19 protein-coding genes are annotated in these 18,914 nt (G+C 33.0%); 17 read left to right on the top strand and 2 right to left on the bottom strand.

The annotated features are described in order from the left end of the window. Positions 1 to 76: 76 nt before the first annotated feature. Positions 77 to 2,455 carry a M20/M25/M40 family metallo-hydrolase gene (locus tag DG435_RS14925; RefSeq protein WP_106792541.1) on the bottom strand — a complete coding sequence of 793 codons (2,379 nt, stop codon included), beginning with the start codon at positions 2,453 to 2,455 and terminating at the stop codon, positions 77 to 79. Positions 2,456 to 3,106: 651 nt separating this feature from the next. Here DG435_RS14925 and DG435_RS14920 point away from each other — a divergent pair. The 8 genes from DG435_RS14920 (at position 3,107) to DG435_RS14885 (ending at position 7,671) form a co-directional block, all read left to right on the top strand. Continuing rightward, the gene (locus DG435_RS14920; RefSeq protein ID WP_106792540.1) at positions 3,107 to 3,610 is read left to right on the top strand and encodes a GbsR/MarR family transcriptional regulator; all 504 of its coding nucleotides are present in this window, start codon (positions 3,107 to 3,109) and stop codon (positions 3,608 to 3,610) included. Between the two features lie 89 nt (positions 3,611 to 3,699). Continuing rightward, positions 3,700 to 4,140 carry a hypothetical protein gene (locus DG435_RS14915; RefSeq protein ID WP_106792539.1) on the top strand — a complete coding sequence of 147 codons (441 nt, stop codon included), beginning with the start codon at positions 3,700 to 3,702 and terminating at the stop codon, positions 4,138 to 4,140. A 15-nt stretch (positions 4,141 to 4,155) separates the two neighbouring features. After that, entirely contained in the window at positions 4,156 to 5,037 is an 882-nt protein-coding gene (locus DG435_RS14910; protein ID WP_106792538.1) for a methyltransferase domain-containing protein, read from the top strand. Between the two features lie 13 nt (positions 5,038 to 5,050). Next, complete coding sequence (locus tag DG435_RS14905; protein ID WP_106792537.1) at positions 5,051 to 5,959, top strand: TIGR01777 family oxidoreductase; 909 nt, start codon at positions 5,051 to 5,053, stop codon at positions 5,957 to 5,959. 6 nt (positions 5,960 to 5,965) lie between these two features. Next, positions 5,966 to 6,451 carry an SRPBCC family protein gene (locus tag DG435_RS14900; RefSeq protein WP_106792536.1) on the top strand — a complete coding sequence of 162 codons (486 nt, stop codon included), beginning with the start codon at positions 5,966 to 5,968 and terminating at the stop codon, positions 6,449 to 6,451. Between the two features lie 99 nt (positions 6,452 to 6,550). Then, complete coding sequence (locus DG435_RS14895; RefSeq protein ID WP_106792535.1) at positions 6,551 to 7,105, top strand: sigma-70 family RNA polymerase sigma factor; 555 nt, start codon at positions 6,551 to 6,553, stop codon at positions 7,103 to 7,105. 5 nt (positions 7,106 to 7,110) lie between these two features. Continuing rightward, on the top strand, positions 7,111 to 7,359 hold the full coding sequence (locus DG435_RS14890; protein WP_106792547.1) for a hypothetical protein: 249 nt from the start codon (positions 7,111 to 7,113) through the stop codon (positions 7,357 to 7,359). Positions 7,360 to 7,410: 51 nt separating this feature from the next. After that, entirely contained in the window at positions 7,411 to 7,671 is a 261-nt protein-coding gene (locus DG435_RS14885) for a hypothetical protein (RefSeq protein WP_106792534.1), read from the top strand. Here DG435_RS14885 and DG435_RS14880 read toward each other — a convergent pair. After that, a complete protein-coding gene (locus DG435_RS14880; RefSeq protein WP_159025564.1) occupies positions 7,660 to 8,490 on the bottom strand; it encodes a hypothetical protein in 831 nt (276 codons plus the stop codon). The two genes, DG435_RS14885 and DG435_RS14880, sit on opposite strands and share 12 nt — an antisense overlap. 137 nt (positions 8,491 to 8,627) lie before the next feature. Between DG435_RS14880 and gcvP the strand changes: the two genes are divergently transcribed. The 9 genes from gcvP to DG435_RS14835 all read left to right on the top strand — a co-directional run bounded on the left by gcvP (position 8,628) and on the right by DG435_RS14835 (position 18,913). Beyond that, positions 8,628 to 11,483, top strand: coding sequence for an aminomethyl-transferring glycine dehydrogenase (gcvP, locus tag DG435_RS14875; protein WP_106792532.1), 2,856 nt, complete (start codon positions 8,628 to 8,630; stop codon positions 11,481 to 11,483). Positions 11,484 to 11,595: 112 nt separating this feature from the next. Continuing rightward, entirely contained in the window at positions 11,596 to 11,961 is a 366-nt protein-coding gene (locus DG435_RS14870; RefSeq protein WP_106792531.1) for a group III truncated hemoglobin, read from the top strand. 226 nt (positions 11,962 to 12,187) lie between these two features. Further along, entirely contained in the window at positions 12,188 to 13,246 is a 1,059-nt protein-coding gene (locus DG435_RS14865; protein ID WP_106792530.1) for a 3-oxoacyl-ACP synthase III family protein, read from the top strand. 84 nt (positions 13,247 to 13,330) lie between these two features. Beyond that, a complete protein-coding gene (locus tag DG435_RS14860; RefSeq protein ID WP_106792529.1) occupies positions 13,331 to 13,861 on the top strand; it encodes a methyltransferase in 531 nt (176 codons plus the stop codon). Between the two features lie 51 nt (positions 13,862 to 13,912). Continuing rightward, positions 13,913 to 14,764, top strand: coding sequence for a glycosyltransferase family 2 protein (locus DG435_RS14855; protein WP_106792528.1), 852 nt, complete (start codon positions 13,913 to 13,915; stop codon positions 14,762 to 14,764). Between the two features lie 93 nt (positions 14,765 to 14,857). Next, a complete protein-coding gene (locus tag DG435_RS14850) occupies positions 14,858 to 16,264 on the top strand; it encodes a TlpA disulfide reductase family protein (RefSeq protein WP_106792527.1) in 1,407 nt (468 codons plus the stop codon). A gap of 166 nt (positions 16,265 to 16,430) precedes the next feature. Continuing rightward, the gene (locus DG435_RS14845) at positions 16,431 to 16,994 is read left to right on the top strand and encodes a TetR/AcrR family transcriptional regulator (RefSeq protein ID WP_106792526.1); all 564 of its coding nucleotides are present in this window, start codon (positions 16,431 to 16,433) and stop codon (positions 16,992 to 16,994) included. Between the two features lie 62 nt (positions 16,995 to 17,056). After that, positions 17,057 to 17,803, top strand: a complete 747-nt coding sequence (locus DG435_RS14840; RefSeq protein WP_106792546.1) for an SDR family NAD(P)-dependent oxidoreductase — start codon at positions 17,057 to 17,059, stop codon at positions 17,801 to 17,803. Positions 17,804 to 17,860: 57 nt separating this feature from the next. Continuing rightward, on the top strand, positions 17,861 to 18,913 hold the full coding sequence (locus tag DG435_RS14835) for an FAD-dependent oxidoreductase (protein ID WP_106792525.1): 1,053 nt from the start codon (positions 17,861 to 17,863) through the stop codon (positions 18,911 to 18,913). Position 18,914 lies beyond the last annotated feature (1 nt).

Raw genomic sequence — 18,914 nt, 5'->3', positions numbered from 1 at the left:
AAAATACCATTGAAGTCTGTTGAAGCTAAAAAACTTCAACAGACTTCATATGGTAAGATTTAATACACCTTTATTATTATTTTATAATCATCTGCTTTGTAGCACTTTTTGCCCCATTAAAAAGTGTCAAAAAGTATACTCCAGAAGAAAATTTTGAGGTATTGATTTGTGTAGCTTTACTTTTAAGCTTAACCTCTTGTACGATATTTCCTTTTACATCTACAACCAACACACTTCCAGATTTCCATAATTCATTATTAACAGTAAGCTCTATATGACCCTCTGTTACAGGGTTAGGATAAAAATCAAAAGACAAGCTATCATCAGATAATAAATCAACAGCAGAACTTCTTGCAAAAAGAGCTCCACAAGGCCCGATAAGAGTCCAACTTGTATTAGTTTTTTCATAAAGATTACCTTGATACGTTACTCGATCTCCAGGTTGGTAGTTTGTAGAAGAGTTATATGGTGCAACACCTGCGCAAGGATCACTGCTTCCTCCTGTGGTAGTTACATTTATGACATTACTTGCAGCAGATAAATTACCAGCAGCATCTTTTGCTTTTATACTAAATGTATAGGCGGTACTAGCTGTTAATCCAGTAATATTAGCTGTGGTTCCAGAAACAGAAGTTTCAACCGTATTTCCTTTATACACATCATATCCAGTCACTCCAACATTATCTGTAGAAGATGTCCATGATAGGGTTAGTGTAGTTTGAGCTACATTTGACGATGCTAATCCTGCTGGAGCAGAAGGTGCCTGAGCATCTCCTCCACCGGATCCCCCGATAACAACAGTATAATCCTCTACTTCTCCATATTCGAAAGATTCACAAGCTGTAGGGATTGCATTATATTTCATAGAAACTCTCATTCTTGTGCTTCCATTTTTTGCTCCTGCCGGTACTGTAAAACTACCGCTCACTGGTGTCGTTTTTGAAGCTGCTTTACTCCAAACCAATTCACCAGAATCAGCAAAATCTTTATCCTGATTATAATCAATCCATACCGCATATCCCTCATTATAAGTACTTCCTGACCATTTTGGTGTAACCGTAATGGTATGTGATCCTCCTTTAGAAAGGTTAGTAGTTTCTGCTGTAAAATCACTATACCCACCACTTCCTGCAGCAGAGGTTTTATTTATTGTTCCTAAAGCAACTTTACCAATATACTCATCTGATGTTTTTTTCCCATTAGAAGCACAATAACCTGTAGGAGGGTTTCCTCCACCCGCATTAGAAATCTCTATAAGGTATTCTAAAGCTAACTTGGCAAATTTGGCAGCATGAGTTGCATTCGCAGTTGGGAAGTTAGATGATGTATCTCCTGAAGTATGAATCTTAGGGTTACTCTCACTAAATCTTGCTTCTATAGGAAATGCTGTTTCATATCCTTGTTGTGCAAAACTATGGTGATCAGAACACCCATAGTTACATGCAGAATTGCTATATGTAATTTTATGTGTTCCTGAAGCATTATAATGGTCCATTAATTTCTTTAAGAAATTATTTAAAGAAGTACTATTATATGAATCTGTTGTAATAAAGACATCCTGTGTAGAACCTTTATAATTTGTCATATCCAATTGCATATAACTCACTATATTCACATTGCGATTTTTATAATCTCTCGCGATTTCTTTAGACCCTACCAAACCGATTTCTTCTGCAGCAAATGCCATAAATTCGACCGTTCTTTTTGGTTTGTAATTCATACTAAACAATACTCTGGCAACCTCTGTAATTGTTGCAATACCAGAAGCATTATCATCTGCCCCCGGAGCATCACTCTGATTTCGTGGCGATGTCGAATCTAAATGCCCTCCTAAAACCACATACTCATTTGGTTTTTCTGTTCCGGTAATAGTCATAACAACAGACGGCATAGAGGTACCAGAATGATTTACAAGCCTAACAGATACATCACTACGACTACCAGCAAGTCCTTCCCATTTTGCTTTTAAATCTGTAGAAGCTCTTTTTGCACTAGCTTTAGTATGGAAACGAGTACCATAATTCTCAAGCTCTTTAATTTGTCTATCAATATTAGAGTTATTTACCAACCCCAAACTTTGATTTACCAATTGATCCTGGGTAATCTCAAAAGCGACTGCTGCTTTTGCTAAGGAACTATTTTTTGATTTTTGAATTGAATTAGCTTTTACTATTGCTTCTATAGCAGCTTTTTCTGAAGTTTCATAAAAATATCCTGGTCCATGTCTTAATCCCGTGTGATGTAATTCTTCTGCCGAATGTTCATTTAACATTACTGCACTATATTCATTAACAGATTTAATGATTTTAACATCATTTGGGTGATTTTCTTTTAGTTTCAATGCATCATGAGCATCCATGGTTGCATAAAACATTTTTGATCGCTCCTGCGCGTATAAACATGATGTCAATACACTTAGCGATACCGCCAAAATAAATAGATTTAGTTTTCTCATCGTTAGTTTAATTTGTTGAGTTTATATTTGTGTTTGTTTAGCTAAAGTACATAATATCAAGGTCTAACAAAAGACGTTTTATCATAGAATAATCAAGGTAAATCCGTAATAATCTGTCAATTAGAAAGAAGATAAAAGGTGAATACATTTTATTCATTATCATCCATAAAATTTGAGATCTTTCACTCATTATCATGGATTATAGTAACAACAAAAGAAATTTGTTTCTACCACACTATTTATTAATACATGCTTTACCCGAAAATAAAGTTATTCTCAAAATTTACATCTTACTGCTTGTAGTAACCAAGCTCTTTTTGTGAAGTGATATTATAGATCAATTGCAAAGACCGAGAAGAATCCCAGGTCATATTACAAATGTCCCTAAGTAGGTTATTGAGTTTCATAAGTTGATTTTTTGTGTGTTTAAGAAAACTAAACTATCAAAAAAGTCTTATCAAGACAATATATACATGTCCTAAATCAATGAAAAGATGTCCTAAAACACAATTTAGTACACCCTACGAGGTATATTATGTATAATAAATCATATTAAAAAACAGCTAACCCGAATTATAGGTTATTTTCAAAATCACATCATTAATCTTTCAATATTTTTTGAAAGTTTGAAATTTTTTATATATTTGTAACATGAATTACGATGAAGCAAAAAATAAGTTTATTTCTACATGGGGATCTTTAGGGACCTTATGGGGTATCAATAAAGCTATGGCACAGATTCATGCCTTATTATTAATATCTCCAGAATCTCTTTCTATGGAAGATATCATGGAGCAATTACAAATCTCCAGAGGTAATACCAGTATGAACTTACGTCAATTGATGGATTGGGGTATTGTATTTAAAGAAAATAAAATGGGAGAACGAAAAGAATATTTCACCTCAGAAAAGGATGTACAAGAGCTGGCAAGGCAAATCGCCAAAGAAAGAAGTAGAAGAGAGTTACAACCAACTATCAAAATCTTAAAAGATGTTTCGAACATCGATGAAGATGGAACTGCAAAAACCAAAGAATTAATAAAGCAAACCAAAGCATTACATGAAATGGCGGATACATTAGATATTTTAATGAATAGAGTTATTGGTCAGGATCATAACTGGATCACAAAGGCATTGGTAAAACTAATTAAATAAAAAAACAGCGCCCAAAAGAAAGGAGAATATCTCCTTTTTATTTTCAATATTAGTTTCAATTTTTTCTGAAACTTTAATACTATAAAAACATGGCATTTAATATTCCAAACTGGTTAATTATTATAGGTGGTATTGGTCAAATATTCACTGCATTAATATATCCATACATAAGACATAAAGTATTTGATTGGTATACCGATGTAAAGCAATTAAAACCACTTAATCAAGAAATTGCAAAAACGTATGGAAGGTACATTCAAGGTCTTAATTTTTCTTTTGGACTAATAGCAATCCTACTTCCCTCCCACCTTAAAGGACAATCTGAATTAGCAATTGCTTTAACTGGATTAATAGCGGCGTATTGGGTTGGTAAAGTTGCAACCCAAATAGCATATTATCCTATGTATGAAATTCCGAAAAAAAAGATCTTTAAAATAGGTAGCTATTTTATGAATTGCCTATTTGTATTTTTTGCTACTGTCTATACTTTATTGTTAATCTATAATTGTATTGGTTTTTTTAACCTTTAATAAAACTATATCATCATGAGCACACTTACCATATTACATAAACTAAAGCTTAAAAAATCTGCTACAAAAGAAAAAATAATCAGGTTTTATGATGAAGCGACAGAAGATTATGAATTCTGGAGTACCGATTTCAATATGCATTTTGGATACTATATCCCTTTTAAAACCAGTATTCTAAAAAGAGACTCAATGCTTAACGAAATGAATCAGCAGGTTTTTGATCGCTTACAGGTTCCTAAACAAAATTCACTTGTAGCAGATCTGGGATGTGGTATTGGTGGCGCTATACAATATGGATTAAGAAAGTATCCTCTACTTCATATCATTGGTGTAACACTTTCTTCTTTTCAGGTTAGGGAAGGAAATAAAAGATTACAACATAACAATGGACTAATTTTAGAAGAAAACTATTGTCATACATCTTTTAAAACTAACAGTGTAGATGGAGCTTATGCTATAGAGAGTTTCTGCCATTCTGGGCATAGTAAAGAGGCCTTACAGGAAGCATATAGAATATTAAAACCAAACTCTAAATTAGTGATTGCCGATGCGTTCTTAAAAAAAGATGAAGAACAATTATGTATAGGTAGTAATTATTGCTACGAACAACTGTGCAAAGGGTGGAGTCTAGAAGGTTTAGGAAGTATTAAAAAAGTAAAACAGACTTTAAAACATATAGGTTTTAAGAATGTAAATGTCGAGGATGTATCATTTAGAGTTGCGCCCTCTGTTCTTCATGTTCCTTTTGCAATTACAGGATTTATGTTAAAAAAACTATTTAGAAAAGAAACTCTAAAACCACAAAGTTGGAAAAACCTAAAAGGATCACTATTTGCACTACTTTCTGGTCTACATACCAAAAGTTTTGGATATTATTTAATCACTGCAGAAAAATAAAATTAGAAAACATATGAAAAAAATAGTCATAGCGGCAGGGACAGGTTTTCTTGGAAAAGTACTCGTAGCATATTTTAAAACGAAAACAGAATCTATTACAATTCTAACCCGTGGAAAAAGTAGAATAGAAAATAATATTCAATTTATTCATTGGAATGCAAAAACCTCTGGAGATTGGATACATGAACTAGAGAATGCAGAAATAGTAATCAATTTAGCTGGCAAATCGGTAGATTGTAGGTATACCCAAAAGAATAAAAACCTTATTCTGAATTCAAGAGTAACCTCTACAGCTATTTTGGGAGAAGCCATAAGCAAATGCAAAAACCCTCCTAAAATCTGGTTAAATTCATCAACAGCAACCATCTATCGACATTCTTTAGATAAAGAGATGGATGAAATTGATGGAGAAATAGGAACTGGTTTCTCTGTTAATGTTGCTACATCATGGGAAAAAACATTTTTCAACCAACAAACTCCTAAAACCAGAAAAATTGCATTAAGAACCTCTATAGTCCTAGGCAAAAAAGGAGGAGCTTTGCCATCAATTCTTAATTTAACCAAAATCGGATTAGGAGGAAAACAAGGCTATGGAAATCAAAAATTAAGTTGGATACATGAGCAAGACTTTGCAAGAAGTATAGAATTTATTATAAATACTCCTAGCATTGAAGGGGTGGTAAATATTGTTTCTCCTAAACCAGTAACCAATTCAACCTTTATGAAAACACTTAGAAGGGTTCTAAAAATCCCTTTGGGAATCCCTATTTCAAAACCTATGTTAGAATTTGGAGCAAGAATTATTAAAACAGAAACCGAACTTATACTCAAAAGCAGAAATGTAATTCCTTCAAAACTTATAAGTAATGGATTTCAGTTCTTGTATCCCGATATTAAACCAGCATTAATTACAGTTGTTTAGAAAATTATGACAACAATACGACTAACAACTCAAATAAAAGCTCCAGTCAAAAAAGTATTTGATTTGGCTAGAAGTATTGATTTTCATATGATATCTGCAGAAAAAACAAAAGAAAAAGCCATAGCAGGAAGAACTTCGGGATTAATCGAATTAGGAGAAACCGTTACCTGGAGAGGGCAACATTTTGGAATTTATCTCATTCACAAAAGTATAATTACAGCGTATGACTATCCAAATAACTTTACCGATGAAATGATCAAAGGATGTTTTAAAACTTTTAAACACCAGCATATTTTTCATAAAACACCATCAGGTACAGAAATGATCGATATACTCAAATACGAAATCCCTTATGGTATTTTAGGCATTTTTTTTGATAATCTAATCCTAAAAAAGCATCTTACTCAATTTCTTACCACTCGTAATCAATCTATAAAATTACATTTAGAATCCAAAAACACAGTAAAATCAGATCATAAAAGCTATTTATAAAGATTCAATATTAATAGACACAAAGTACTGATTCGTTAAAGCATTTATAGGATTCAACTTTTTATCCTATTTTTGGTGAATATAACAACAGGAAATATAATGTCAACAAATACCATAGACCCAAATACGTGGGTGGATAAGTACAGTGATTACCTATTCAACTATACCATTGTAAGAGTTGATGATAAAGAAATTGCCCAAGATTTAGTACAAGAAACATTCTTTGCCGGACTTAAATCCATGAAAAATTTTAAAGGTGAAGCTAGTGAGCGTACTTGGCTTATTTCTATTCTGAAAAGAAAAATCATCGATCACTATCGTAAAATCAATAGTAATAAAGGTAAAGCAGAGGTAAGAATGAACTATACCTCTGATTCTGAAACTGAAGGTGACTGGCTAGAAGAACGTGTTGCGGATCCCTTTGATGGTAATGCAGAAGGCGAGATCGAAAACGAAGAATTGGGCTTAGCAATACATGATTGTATGGGAAAACTCCCCCAAAAACAAGCTCATATTTTTAAATTAAAAACAATACAAGGTTTCGATACTGAAGCTATTTGTAATGAATTTGATATCACTGCGTCTAACCTATGGGTGATCATCCATAGAGCACGTACAGCTATGGCTGAATGTCTAGAAAAAAATTGGTTTTAGGAAAAATGAGTAATAAAAAGGGAATATTTGTAAGTTGTTCAGAAGCAAATCACTTCTGTGATAAAAATCAGTATAAAGAAGCTACTTTTTGGGAAAAAGTAAAGCTAAACATACATTTGATATATTGTAGAGCTTGTAGAAAGTATACTGCAAAAAACATGAAATTAACCAAATTGGTAAAAAACCCAAAAGTGATTAGTATCAATCATTCTGATAAAGAAGCAATGAAAGAACGTTTAAAGCAAAAAATGTAACCCTAAATAATTATAATTACCCTCGAATAAAAGAATTACCCAAATAGTATAATGAAAACTACGAATAAGAATAAGGTATTTGTATCCTGCGAAGAAGCAAAACATATTTGTGATAAAAATCAGTATGGAGAGGCGTCTATTCTAGAAATAATAAAACTTAACATTCGTCTTGCATATTGCAAAATAACCCGGGCATATTCTAAAAGAAATGCAAAACTCACAAAAACAATCAATAAATCTAAAACACAATCGATCAGTGCTTCAGATAAAGAAGCCATGAAAAAAGAAATACAAAAAGAATTAACTAAATAAGGATTCCAGAATAACCAGAATTAGTAACCACATTATAGGAACACTCTCTACCCAAAAAGAGCAATAGTATTCTGATTGTTTTTTCTCTGTTCCCCACAAAAAGAAAAGACTTATTATAGTTATCAATATGGTACTCAAAATTTCTATCGAAGATAACAACTCATCTTTTGCAGCTGTTAACAATAAAAAGATAACCAACAAAATACTACCAAAAAGCTTGGTTCTTGTCACTCCTATTTTTTGTGGAACAGTTTCTAACTCTGCATTATCATACTGCAAGTCTCTTACTTCAAAAGGTAACATCATAACAACGATAAACAAAAACCGTTGAACCATTTCTATTAAAAAATTTGAATCTAAATTTCCATTAACATGTACTAATGGAACCAATACTGTCATACCAGCCCATATCATACCGATAATAAAGATTTTTACCCCTGCAAGACTTCTTAAGTTTTTCTTGTTAGGAAAAACAGGTACAACATACAAAACAGTAAGTGCTATAAATGGAGCCATATATATCCAAGTATCAATCGACACCTTAAACGAAAGGTAGATAAAAGACAAGGAAGACAGAATGGTCAAAATACGAATCCCTTTCATTGATTTGGTCAATCTTTTGTGGTAAAGTTTGGAGACTTTAGAGTATTTCACAAAATTATATGCCACAATAGCACCTAAAAAAGAAAAAAGGATATAAGTAAATTGACCTGATATACCATATTTCATAAAGGTAACTTGCACCAAAGCACATATAGCTAAAGCAACATGAATACTGCCGTTAATATAGAATCTGAATATGCTTTTTAAGGTTTTCACGTTACTTATTAGGGGTTATGTGTTAACAAAACCCGAATTTGGTTAAAAACTTGATAGGTCTAGGTTAATTAATTGTGAAAGTTTTAGCAATTAAATATGTATTTTTGAAATCTCAATTTCAACTGTTTTTTTTCGCTATGAAAACCGATTCCTTTAAACTACGTCATATAGGTCCTTCAACAAAAGATCTTGGCGAGATGTTAAACACAATTAAAGCAGATTCTTTAGAACAATTAGTATATGAAACTGTTCCTGATGATATTCTTTTAAAAAAATCGTTAAATCTAGATTTTGCCTTGAGCGAACAAGAATATTCTGCACATATACAAAAGCTTTCTGCAAAAAATAAAGTATTCAAAACCTACATCGGTTTAGGGTATCATGAAGCTAGTTTACCTGCGGTTATACAACGTAATATCCTTGAAAATCCAGGATGGTATACCGCATACACACCTTATCAAGCAGAAATTGCACAAGGCCGATTAGAAGCTTTGTTAAATTATCAAACCATGATCTGTGATCTTACAGGTATGGAATTAGCTAATGCCTCTTTATTAGATGAGAGTACAGCTGCTGCAGAAGCAATGACTATGTTATTTGCTGTACGATCCAGAGATCAGAAAAAAAATAATGTAAGCAAGTTTTTTGTTTCCGAAGAAATATTACCTCAAACACTTTCTTTATTACAAACAAGAGCAATCCCTCTTGATATTCAATTGGTAGTAGGAAATCATCAGCAATTTGATTTTTCGACCGAGTTTTATGGTGCTATTTTACAATACCCTGGTAAATCAGGTCAAGTATATGATTATGCTGATTTTGTTGAAAAAGCTCACCAAGCAGAAATAAAAGTTGCTGTAGCTGCAGATATATTAAGCTTAGTATCATTAAAATCCCCGGGAAGCTTTGATGCAGATGTTGTCGTAGGAACTACACAGCGTTTTGGAATCCCTCTTGGATATGGTGGACCTCATGCTGGATTTTTTGCCACACGAGAAGCATATAAAAGAACAATCCCTGGAAGAATTATAGGGGTTACTCAAGATTTAAATGGAAGTCGTGCATTACGAATGGCATTGCAAACCCGTGAACAACATATTAAACGAGATAAAGCAACTTCAAATATCTGTACTGCGCAAGTACTCTTAGCCGTTATGGCCGGAATGTATAGTGTATATCACGGCCCAGAAGGCCTAAGCTATATCGCTTCAAAAGTTAACACATCGGCAGTAACATTAAGTGCAGAATTAGAAAAATTAGGTTTCAATCAACTTAACACAGCTTATTTTGATACCATTCGCATACAAGGTGACACAACCAAAATAAAAGAAATTGCCGAAGCTAGTGAAGTAAATTTCTTCTATCCAGATTCAGAAACAGTTTCAATTTCTTTAAATGAAGCAACAACAATTGAAGATCTAAATACGATTCTATCAATTTTTGCTAAAGTTGCAGGGAAAGAAAATACTCCTATTCAGGAAATTGATAATTCGAATACTATAGATAAAAATCTAAAACGTAATACAGAGTTTTTAACAAATGAAGTATTCAATTCTTACCATTCTGAGACAGAATTGATGCGTTATATTAAAAAATTAGAACGAAAAGATCTGTCATTAAATCATTCTATGATTCCGTTGGGATCCTGTACAATGAAACTTAATGCAGCGGCAGAAATGTTACCTCTTAGTGATCCACAATGGGGAAACATTCATCCTTTTGCTCCAGTATATCAAGCTCAGGGATATCAAGAAGTTCTAAAAAAACTTGAAGAACAACTTACAGAAATCACAGGATTTGCAGCTACCTCTCTACAACCAAACTCTGGTGCACAAGGGGAGTTTGCCGGGTTAATGGTAATTAGAGCATATCATGAATCAAATGGAGATCATCATCGTAATATTTGCTTGATCCCTTCATCTGCTCATGGCACTAATCCTGCCTCTGCGGTAATGGCGGGAATGAAAGTAATCGTTACCAAAGCTACCGAAGAAGGTAATATTGATATAGATGATCTAAGAGAAAAAGCATTAAAACATAAAGATAACCTTGCAGCTTTAATGGTTACCTACCCATCTACACATGGAGTATATGAATCTGGGATTAGAGAAATCACTCAAATTATTCATGATAATGGCGGACAAGTATATATGGATGGTGCCAATATGAATGCACAGGTTGGTTTAACCAATCCTGGTGCAATAGGCGCAGATGTATGTCACCTTAACTTGCACAAAACCTTTGCTATACCACACGGTGGCGGTGGACCTGGTGTTGGACCAATTTGTGTTGCACAACAGCTAGTTCCTTTTTTACCAAGTAATCCAATTATCACTACCGGAGGAGATCAGGCAATAACTGCAATTTCTGCGGCTCCTTGGGGATCTGCCCTGGCATGTTTGATTTCTTATGGATATATTACTATGCTTGGAGTAAATGGTTTAAAAGAATCTACCCAATATGCTATTTTGAATGCTAATTATATTAAAGAACGCTTAGATGGGCATTACAATGTATTATATGTTGGAGAAAAAGGAAGAGCTGCTCATGAAATGATTCTGGACTGTAGACCATTTAAAGCAAATGGTATAGAGGTTACAGATATTGCAAAACGACTTATGGATTATGGATTTCATGCTCCAACGGTTTCTTTCCCGGTAGCGGGGACTATTATGATCGAACCTACCGAAAGCGAAAGTAAATCAGAATTAGATCGTTTTTGTGATGCAATGATCTCGATACGCAAGGAAATAGCCGAAGCCACAGCTGATAATCCAAATAATGTAATGAAAAACGCGCCACATACTATGGCTATGCTTACAGCTGACTCTTGGGATTTCCCGTATTCGAGAGAACAGGCAGCATATCCATTATCATATGTAGCCGATAATAAGTTTTGGCCATCTGTTCGTCGTGTAGATGATGCATATGGAGATAGAAACTTAATTTGTACATGTGCTCCTATTGAAGAGTATATGGAAACAGAAGCTTAAAAAATCTATTATCCCATAAATGATGAAGAGGTGACTTTATGGTTGCCTCTTTTTCGTTAACCATACTATGATTAGAAAATAAGTGTAATTTTTAAAACTGCACAGTAAACCTATGAAAGATATCACTTCAAGACAAGACATAGAATTCTTAATGAATGCCTTTTATAAAGACGCTTTTGCAGATCCTGCAATTGGCATCTTTTTTACCAAAATTGCAAAAATTAATCTCGAAGAACATATTCCGGAAATTACAGATTTTTGGGAACAGCAATTATTTAGAACAGGAAATTACAAAAAGAATGTGATGCAGATTCATAAAAATTTAAGCAGTAAAAAAAAGCTAGAAAAAATCCATTTCGATACTTGGCTATCACTGTTTCACAAAACAGTGGATCGCAATTTTAAAGGAGAAAAAGCACACCTTATCAAAACAAGAGCCTTATCCATTGTGACGATTATGCAATTAAAAATAGAATAGCCTATTGATTCTAAACCCAGATTATGCATTAAAACTCTATATTGTGAAGGTTTATAAGTGAAGTGAAATATTCCTAAGTAGTTTCAAACTATAATAGATTTTCTAATATATAATCAGAGTTTAATCAAATCCATAAAAAAGTTGGGCGTCGTAGTATCTGTTATGTATGCATAATAAAATAATTCTTATCATGTACCTTACCATTCATAATAAATAATTGGGCACAATGAATATCAAAATAACGGGTACAGGGAGCTATATACCTAATGAAATTGAAAAAAACAACGACTTTATCAATCATCAATTCTTTACTGAAAACAAGGTCCTAATCGAACATAACACTACCGCTATAATTGATAAATTCAAAAAAATCACAGGTATTGAAGAACGTAGATATGCCTCTGCTCATCAAAACACTTCTGATTTAGCATTTCTTTCTGCAAAAAAAGCAATTATAGACTCAAAAATTGATCCTGAAACCCTTGATTACATTATTGTAGCTCATAATTTTGGTAATGTAGACAAAAACTCCTCTCAGGCAGATACTGTCCCCAGTCTTGCAGCAAGAGTAAAACATAAATTAAAAATAAAAAACCCATACTGTGTCGCATATGATTTGCTTTTTGGGTGCCCTGGTTGGATAGAAGGAGTCATACAAGCCCAATCATATATAAAAAGTAATATGGCTCAAAAATGTCTTGTTATTGGGGCAGAAACTTTATCTCGTGTTATAGATAAGCATGATCGGGACTCTATGATTTATTCTGATGGATCGGGAGCTGTGATACTAGAAAAAACAAAACAACCAGGAGGGATAATTTCTTCTATAAGTGCTTCTTATACACTTGAAGAAAGTAATTTTCTATTCTTCGGAAAAACAAACAATAACATCTCTAATGACGATACGAGATACATCAAAATGCATGGGAGAAAAATATATGAATTTGCTTTAAATCAAGTACCAAAAGCAATGAAAGTTTGCCTTGATAAAACCGATATTAGTATCACAGATATCAAAAAAATTATCATTCATCAGGCTAATGAGAAAATGGATGAAGCTATTGTAAAAAGGTTCTATGATCTATACGACCAGAAAGTACCCGATGGTATTATGCCCATGACTATTCAAAAACTAGGAAATAGTAGTGTTGCTACTGTCCCTACTCTATATGACCTTATTCTAAATGGTAAAGTAGAAAACCAATCCATTAAAGAAGGAGATATTTTGCTATTTGCCAGTGTAGGCGCAGGGATGAACATTAATACTCTTTTATACCAATTTTAAACCTTTTGTAAAATTCTCTTAGATGTACAGATAGTAATCTGGGTAATTGTCTATTTTTACAATATAATTACTGATTTGACTATTATGTACGAAGGAAATTTTCCTCACCGACGATACCAAAAAACTTTAGAATTTCTTAGAGAAAATACCCCAGCCCCAGGTACTGTTCTGGATTTGGGTGTTAGAAATCCTTTTGTAGAGTTTATGGAAAAAGAAGGATATACAGTATCAAACACCTCTGGCGAAGATCTGGATCTCAACACAGAAGCTGTACAAAAAGAAAATATCCAAATTGTTACTGCTTTCGAAATTTTTGAGCACCTTATCGCCCCTTTTAATGTTTTACGTGATATCAAAGCTGATAAATTGGTTGCCTCTATCCCATTAAAACTATGGTTTTCTTCGGCATATCGTAGTAAAACTGATCACTGGGACAGACATTATCACGAATTTGAAGATTGGCAATTTGATTGGTTACTCGAAAAAGCTGGTTGGGAAATTAAAGCAAGAAACAAGTGGACACATCCTGTTAAAAAACTTGGATTACGTCCTTTATTAAGACTTTTCACTCCCAGATATTATATTGTTTATGCAGAAAGGATAAAAAAATCTTAATCAATTTTTATAATAATAAAGCCTGAATTCTGAAACTTAAAATTATTTTTTTTGAATATATCTATTATCATACCAGCTCATAATGAGGAAAGATTTATCGAAGAAACTCTTGATTCTCTGGTTTCACAAACATTGCTTCCCAAAAAAATAGTGGTAGTAAATGATAACTCTACAGATAATACAGTACATATTATAAATAAATTTACAGACAAGTACCATTTTATATCATTGGTCAATATCACTAATTCTTCTAAAGATCATATGCCCGGAAGCAAAGTGATTAATGCTTTTTATCAAGGTTTTCAAACTTTGGACTCCAATTATGACATCATTTGTAAATTTGATGCCGATCTCATTTTTCAAAAAGATTATTTAAAAACTATCGCCGAAGTTTTTGAGTCCGATTCAAAAATTGGGATGGCTTCTGGTATCCTATACATCGAAAAAAAGAAAAAATGGATATATGAGCATATTGCAGATAAGAATCATGTTCGAGGACCAATAAAAGCGTATCGCAAAGAATGTTTTGAAGCCATTAATGGGCTTAAAAAATCAATTGGCTGGGATACCTTAGATGTATTATTAGCTCAATATCATGGATGGAAAACCAAAACTTGTCATAGTTTGATTGTAAAACATCTTAAACCTACAGGAAAAAACTATAATACAAACACAAAATACGTACATGGAGAAGCCATGTATAAAATGAGATACGGGTTATGGATTACACTAATTGCCTCAATAAAATTGGCTCTACTTAAAAAACGACCAAGCCTAATCAATGATTATTTAACAGGGTATTATAAAGCAAAAGCAAAAAAAGAAGTATTCCTTGTTTCTGAAAAAGAAGGAGATTTTATTCGTAAACTTCGTTGGAAAAAAATGAAAAAAAAACTCATATAGCGAATAGCTTCAATTATAAAAACTAGTATTTCTTTAACTTTTTTACAATAAATTATTCTTACATTGAAGCATTAATTTTTAAAAAATAATTTCATGAAAATCAAACAACTTCTTTGGGCATTAAGTTGCGTATTATGCTTAGCTTCTTGTAATAAAGAAAGCAAAGCAGAAAAAGTAGACTATGTGCTTTTCTCTGGAAAAGTAAGTAATGCCGTAGAAAATGAGATTAATGTATTCGGAAATGGTAATGATTTCAAAAAAGCTATCTCAATTAATGAAGATGGGACATTCTCTGATACTTTAAAGATTGAATCCAAAGGCTCTTATCGTTTTATGATTGGTCGCGAAAGGTCATCCTTGTATTTAGATCATGGAGATCAACTAGAATTAACAATAGACACTAAGCAATTTGATGAAACCATAAAATACACAGGTACTGCTGCAGATGCCAACAACTATCTGGCAGAAAGAGCCTTAATAGAGGAAAGCCTTTTTGCTGGTGGCCCAGAAGGGTATAAAAAACTCTTTATTAGTGAGGTAGATGAGTTTAAAAAATTAGTGTCGCAAAATGAACAAGCTAAAAATGATGCGATTAAAAAATATAAAGATTTAGATCCCGAATTTGTAACTACTCAAACTAAGGATAATCACTATGAATATTTAGCAATGCTAAATAATTATCAATCGACTCATAGTCATTATGCCAAAAAGGAAGACTATAAAACTCCAGAAGGCTTTTTGGATGAGTTAAAAGGTTTTGATATTGACAATGCAGAAGATTATGAGAAATCTAGCGCATATAAAAGATTAAGTTCTGATGTTTTTTATAGAATTTCTCAAGAAAAAGCTGCCAAGGATAGTATTTCTATGGATAAAGCAATGATGGAGAATTTGGCTCAAATAAAAAGTAAAAATATCAGAAATGCTTTTATAAAAAATATGGCATATCAAGTATCTCCAAGAAATGAGAATGCAGCAGAATTATATGATATGCTTATGGCCGCCTCAGACGATGAAGAATTTAAAAGTGAATTAACTAATAAATTCGAAAAAATAAAAGTACTGGTTAAAGGTAATGAGTCTCCTGTATTTAATAATTATGAAAATTATAAAGGAGGTACAACTTCATTAAGTGATCTTAAAGGAAAATATATATACATTGATGTTTGGGCTACCTGGTGTGGACCATGTAAAGCAGAAATCCCACATCTAAAGAAAGTCGAAAAACAATATCACAATAAAAATATCGAATTTGTAAGTATCTCTATAGATAAAAAACCGCAACACGATGCCTGGAAAGCAATGGTTAAAGAAAAAGAATTAGGTGGAGTTCAATTATTCGCAGACAACGACTGGGGATCTCAATTTATTGTAGATTATGGCATAAGAGGAATCCCAAGATTTATCTTAATTGATCCTGAAGGTAAAATTGTAAGTGCAAGCGCACCCAGGCCATCTGATCCTAAACTTGTAGAGGTTTTTAACGAATTAAGTATCTAAGATTAATTTCTTATTCTTTAAAAAATACAAATCCGCAAATTCTACAGTAGTAGAATTTGCGGATTTGCTTTAAATAAACTATCCGTTTTTACTGCTCTTTAGAATAATTTTGATTTAAAAACAGACAGACTTGTCTATTTTTGAAATTATTTTGTAGTTTTGTATCGTGAAACACTCTTTAGTAAGACAACATATTATAGAAACTGCCTCTGACCTCTTCTACCAAAAAGGATATAATCGTACTGGTATAAATGAAATTATAAAAGAAGCAGGTATAGCAAAAGCAACGTTATACAATCATTTTGCCTCAAAAGAAGATATTTGCCTTGCCTATCTTAGGTATAGAAATGACTTATTTACAAAAAATATAAAAACCTTTGTAGGCAACGCCAAAAAAGGAAAGGATCAACTTTATGCTTTATTTCATTTTCTCGTAGAATTCTTTTCCGAAAAAGATTTTAATGGATGCTGGTGTGTAAATACTATTGCTGAAATCCCAAGAGAAAACGAAAAGATCAGAAAAGAGATACAAAAACAAAAAGAAGAATTTATTGAATTCATAAAAGAACTGGTAGAGCAAAACTATAGTCAAAATACAACTTCAGAAAATGAGGCACTAGCCAAGAGAATTTATTTAATATATGAAAGTTCTATTTCTGAAAGTAAATTACACCAGGATCAATGGCCAATAGATACGGGTTTATCTCTTTGTGAAAGTATATTGAATTAAAAAAATTTATCAAACATAGACAGACTTGTCTGTCTATGTTTATTAATCTAAAAAAAATAGAAATGACAACATTCAAAAACAAGACAGCCTTAGTTGTTGGTGGAACCAGTGGAATTGGTAAAGCCACCGTAAATACCCTAATCGAAGGAGGTGCAATAGTGCATGTAGTAGGGAGGAATATATCCAAAATACCAGATGCAGATAACGTAATTAAGCACCAGGTAGATATTACAAATGCAGCTAGTGTAAATGAATTAACCGATATCATTTCTGGATTAGATCGTTTAGATTACCTCGTAAATGCATCCGGAATCTTTGGACCAAAAGCATTTTTAGATCATACGGTAGAGGATTATGATTCTTACCAAGACCTTAATAGAGGCTTCTTTTTTATCACTCAATCTGCCGCTAAAAAAATGAAAGAAAATAATAGTGGATCTATTGTAAATGTCGGTTCGATGTGGGCAAAACAAGCTGTAAAAGCGACTCCTTCTTCTGCTTATTCTATGCAGAAAGCAGGGCTACACACTCTTACTCAACACCTGGCAATGGAGTTGGCAGATCACGGGATTAGAGTAAATGCAGTATCACCTGCTGTAGTCGAAACCCCAGTTTATGATAGTGTCTTTGGAAGTACCGAAGAAGCTAAAAAAGCATTGGTAGGGTTTAATAATTTTCATCCTATAGGAAGAAACGGAACTCCGCAAGATATTGCTAATAGCATAACTTTTCTATTATCAGATAAAGCTTCCTGGGTAACCGGCGCAATATGGGATACCGATGGTGGTGTAATTGCCGGACGTAATTAAAAAACAACATCAAAGTAAGGCCTCAAAAAGAGGCCTTACTTTTCACATTTAACTATAATGAAATCAGAAGTACTTATAATTGGCGCTGGATTAACAGGATTGTTACTTGCTTATAGATTAAAAAAGCAAAATATTTCTTTTAAAATTATCGAAGCTAGAGGTAGAATTGGTGGAAGAATTCATACAGTTCTTACCAATGATGAAACTCCAATTGAAATGGGAGCTACATGGATAGGAATCCAGCACCAGGAGTTGTTAAAAGTAGTAGAAGAATTAAAACTTCCTGTTTTTGAACAATTTATGAAAGGGACTGCATTGTTTGAACCTCTATCTACCGCCCCACCTCAACAAATACAATTGCCCCCTAATCAACAACCAAGTTATCGGATACAAGGAGGAACTATTGCATTACTTAATACTTTGGCTTCTTCTCTTACCAATAGAGAGCTTGTTTTAAATGAAAAAGTAACGAGCATTAGTTATACTAAAAATCAATTTGAAATCAATACTGCTAGCCATAACTATCATGCATATAAAGTAGTATCTACATTACCGCCTAGGCTTCTTGTAAACACTATACAATTTAATCCTTCTTTACCCAAAAACACTATTGAAATAGCCAACAACACCCATACCTGGATGGGCGATGCTATAAAATTCGGGATTTCATACAAAAGACCATTTTGGAAGGAAAACAAATATTCAGGAACTGTATTTAGTAATGTAGGCCCCATAACAGAATTATATGATCATTCAGATAATAGAAACACCAAATATGCTCTAAAAGGCTTTTTACAAAACGAAATGCATCTGGAGACCGAAAAGAACAGAAAATCCAAAGTAACACATCAACTTCAAAAACTCTTTGGTAATGATGCTTTAGAATACACCCAGTATAAGGAAAAGATCTGGAGAAAAGAACCTAATACCTTTAAGGATTCTCAACATTTTATCTTTCCTCATCAAAATAATGGCCATTCTGTTTACCAAAAAGAACTTTTTGACAATAACTTATTTATTGCGGGGGCTGAAACCGCAATCCAATTTGGAGGATATATGGAAGGTGCAGTTAAAAGTGCACAATCCATATATCAAAAATTAAAAGGATAAT

This window comes from Aquimarina sp. Aq78, from assembly GCF_900299525.1.
Classification (GTDB): domain Bacteria; phylum Bacteroidota; class Bacteroidia; order Flavobacteriales; family Flavobacteriaceae; genus Aquimarina.
The sequence above is the reverse complement of the archived record's forward strand: the minus strand, read 5'-3'. Positions and strand labels throughout refer to the sequence as shown.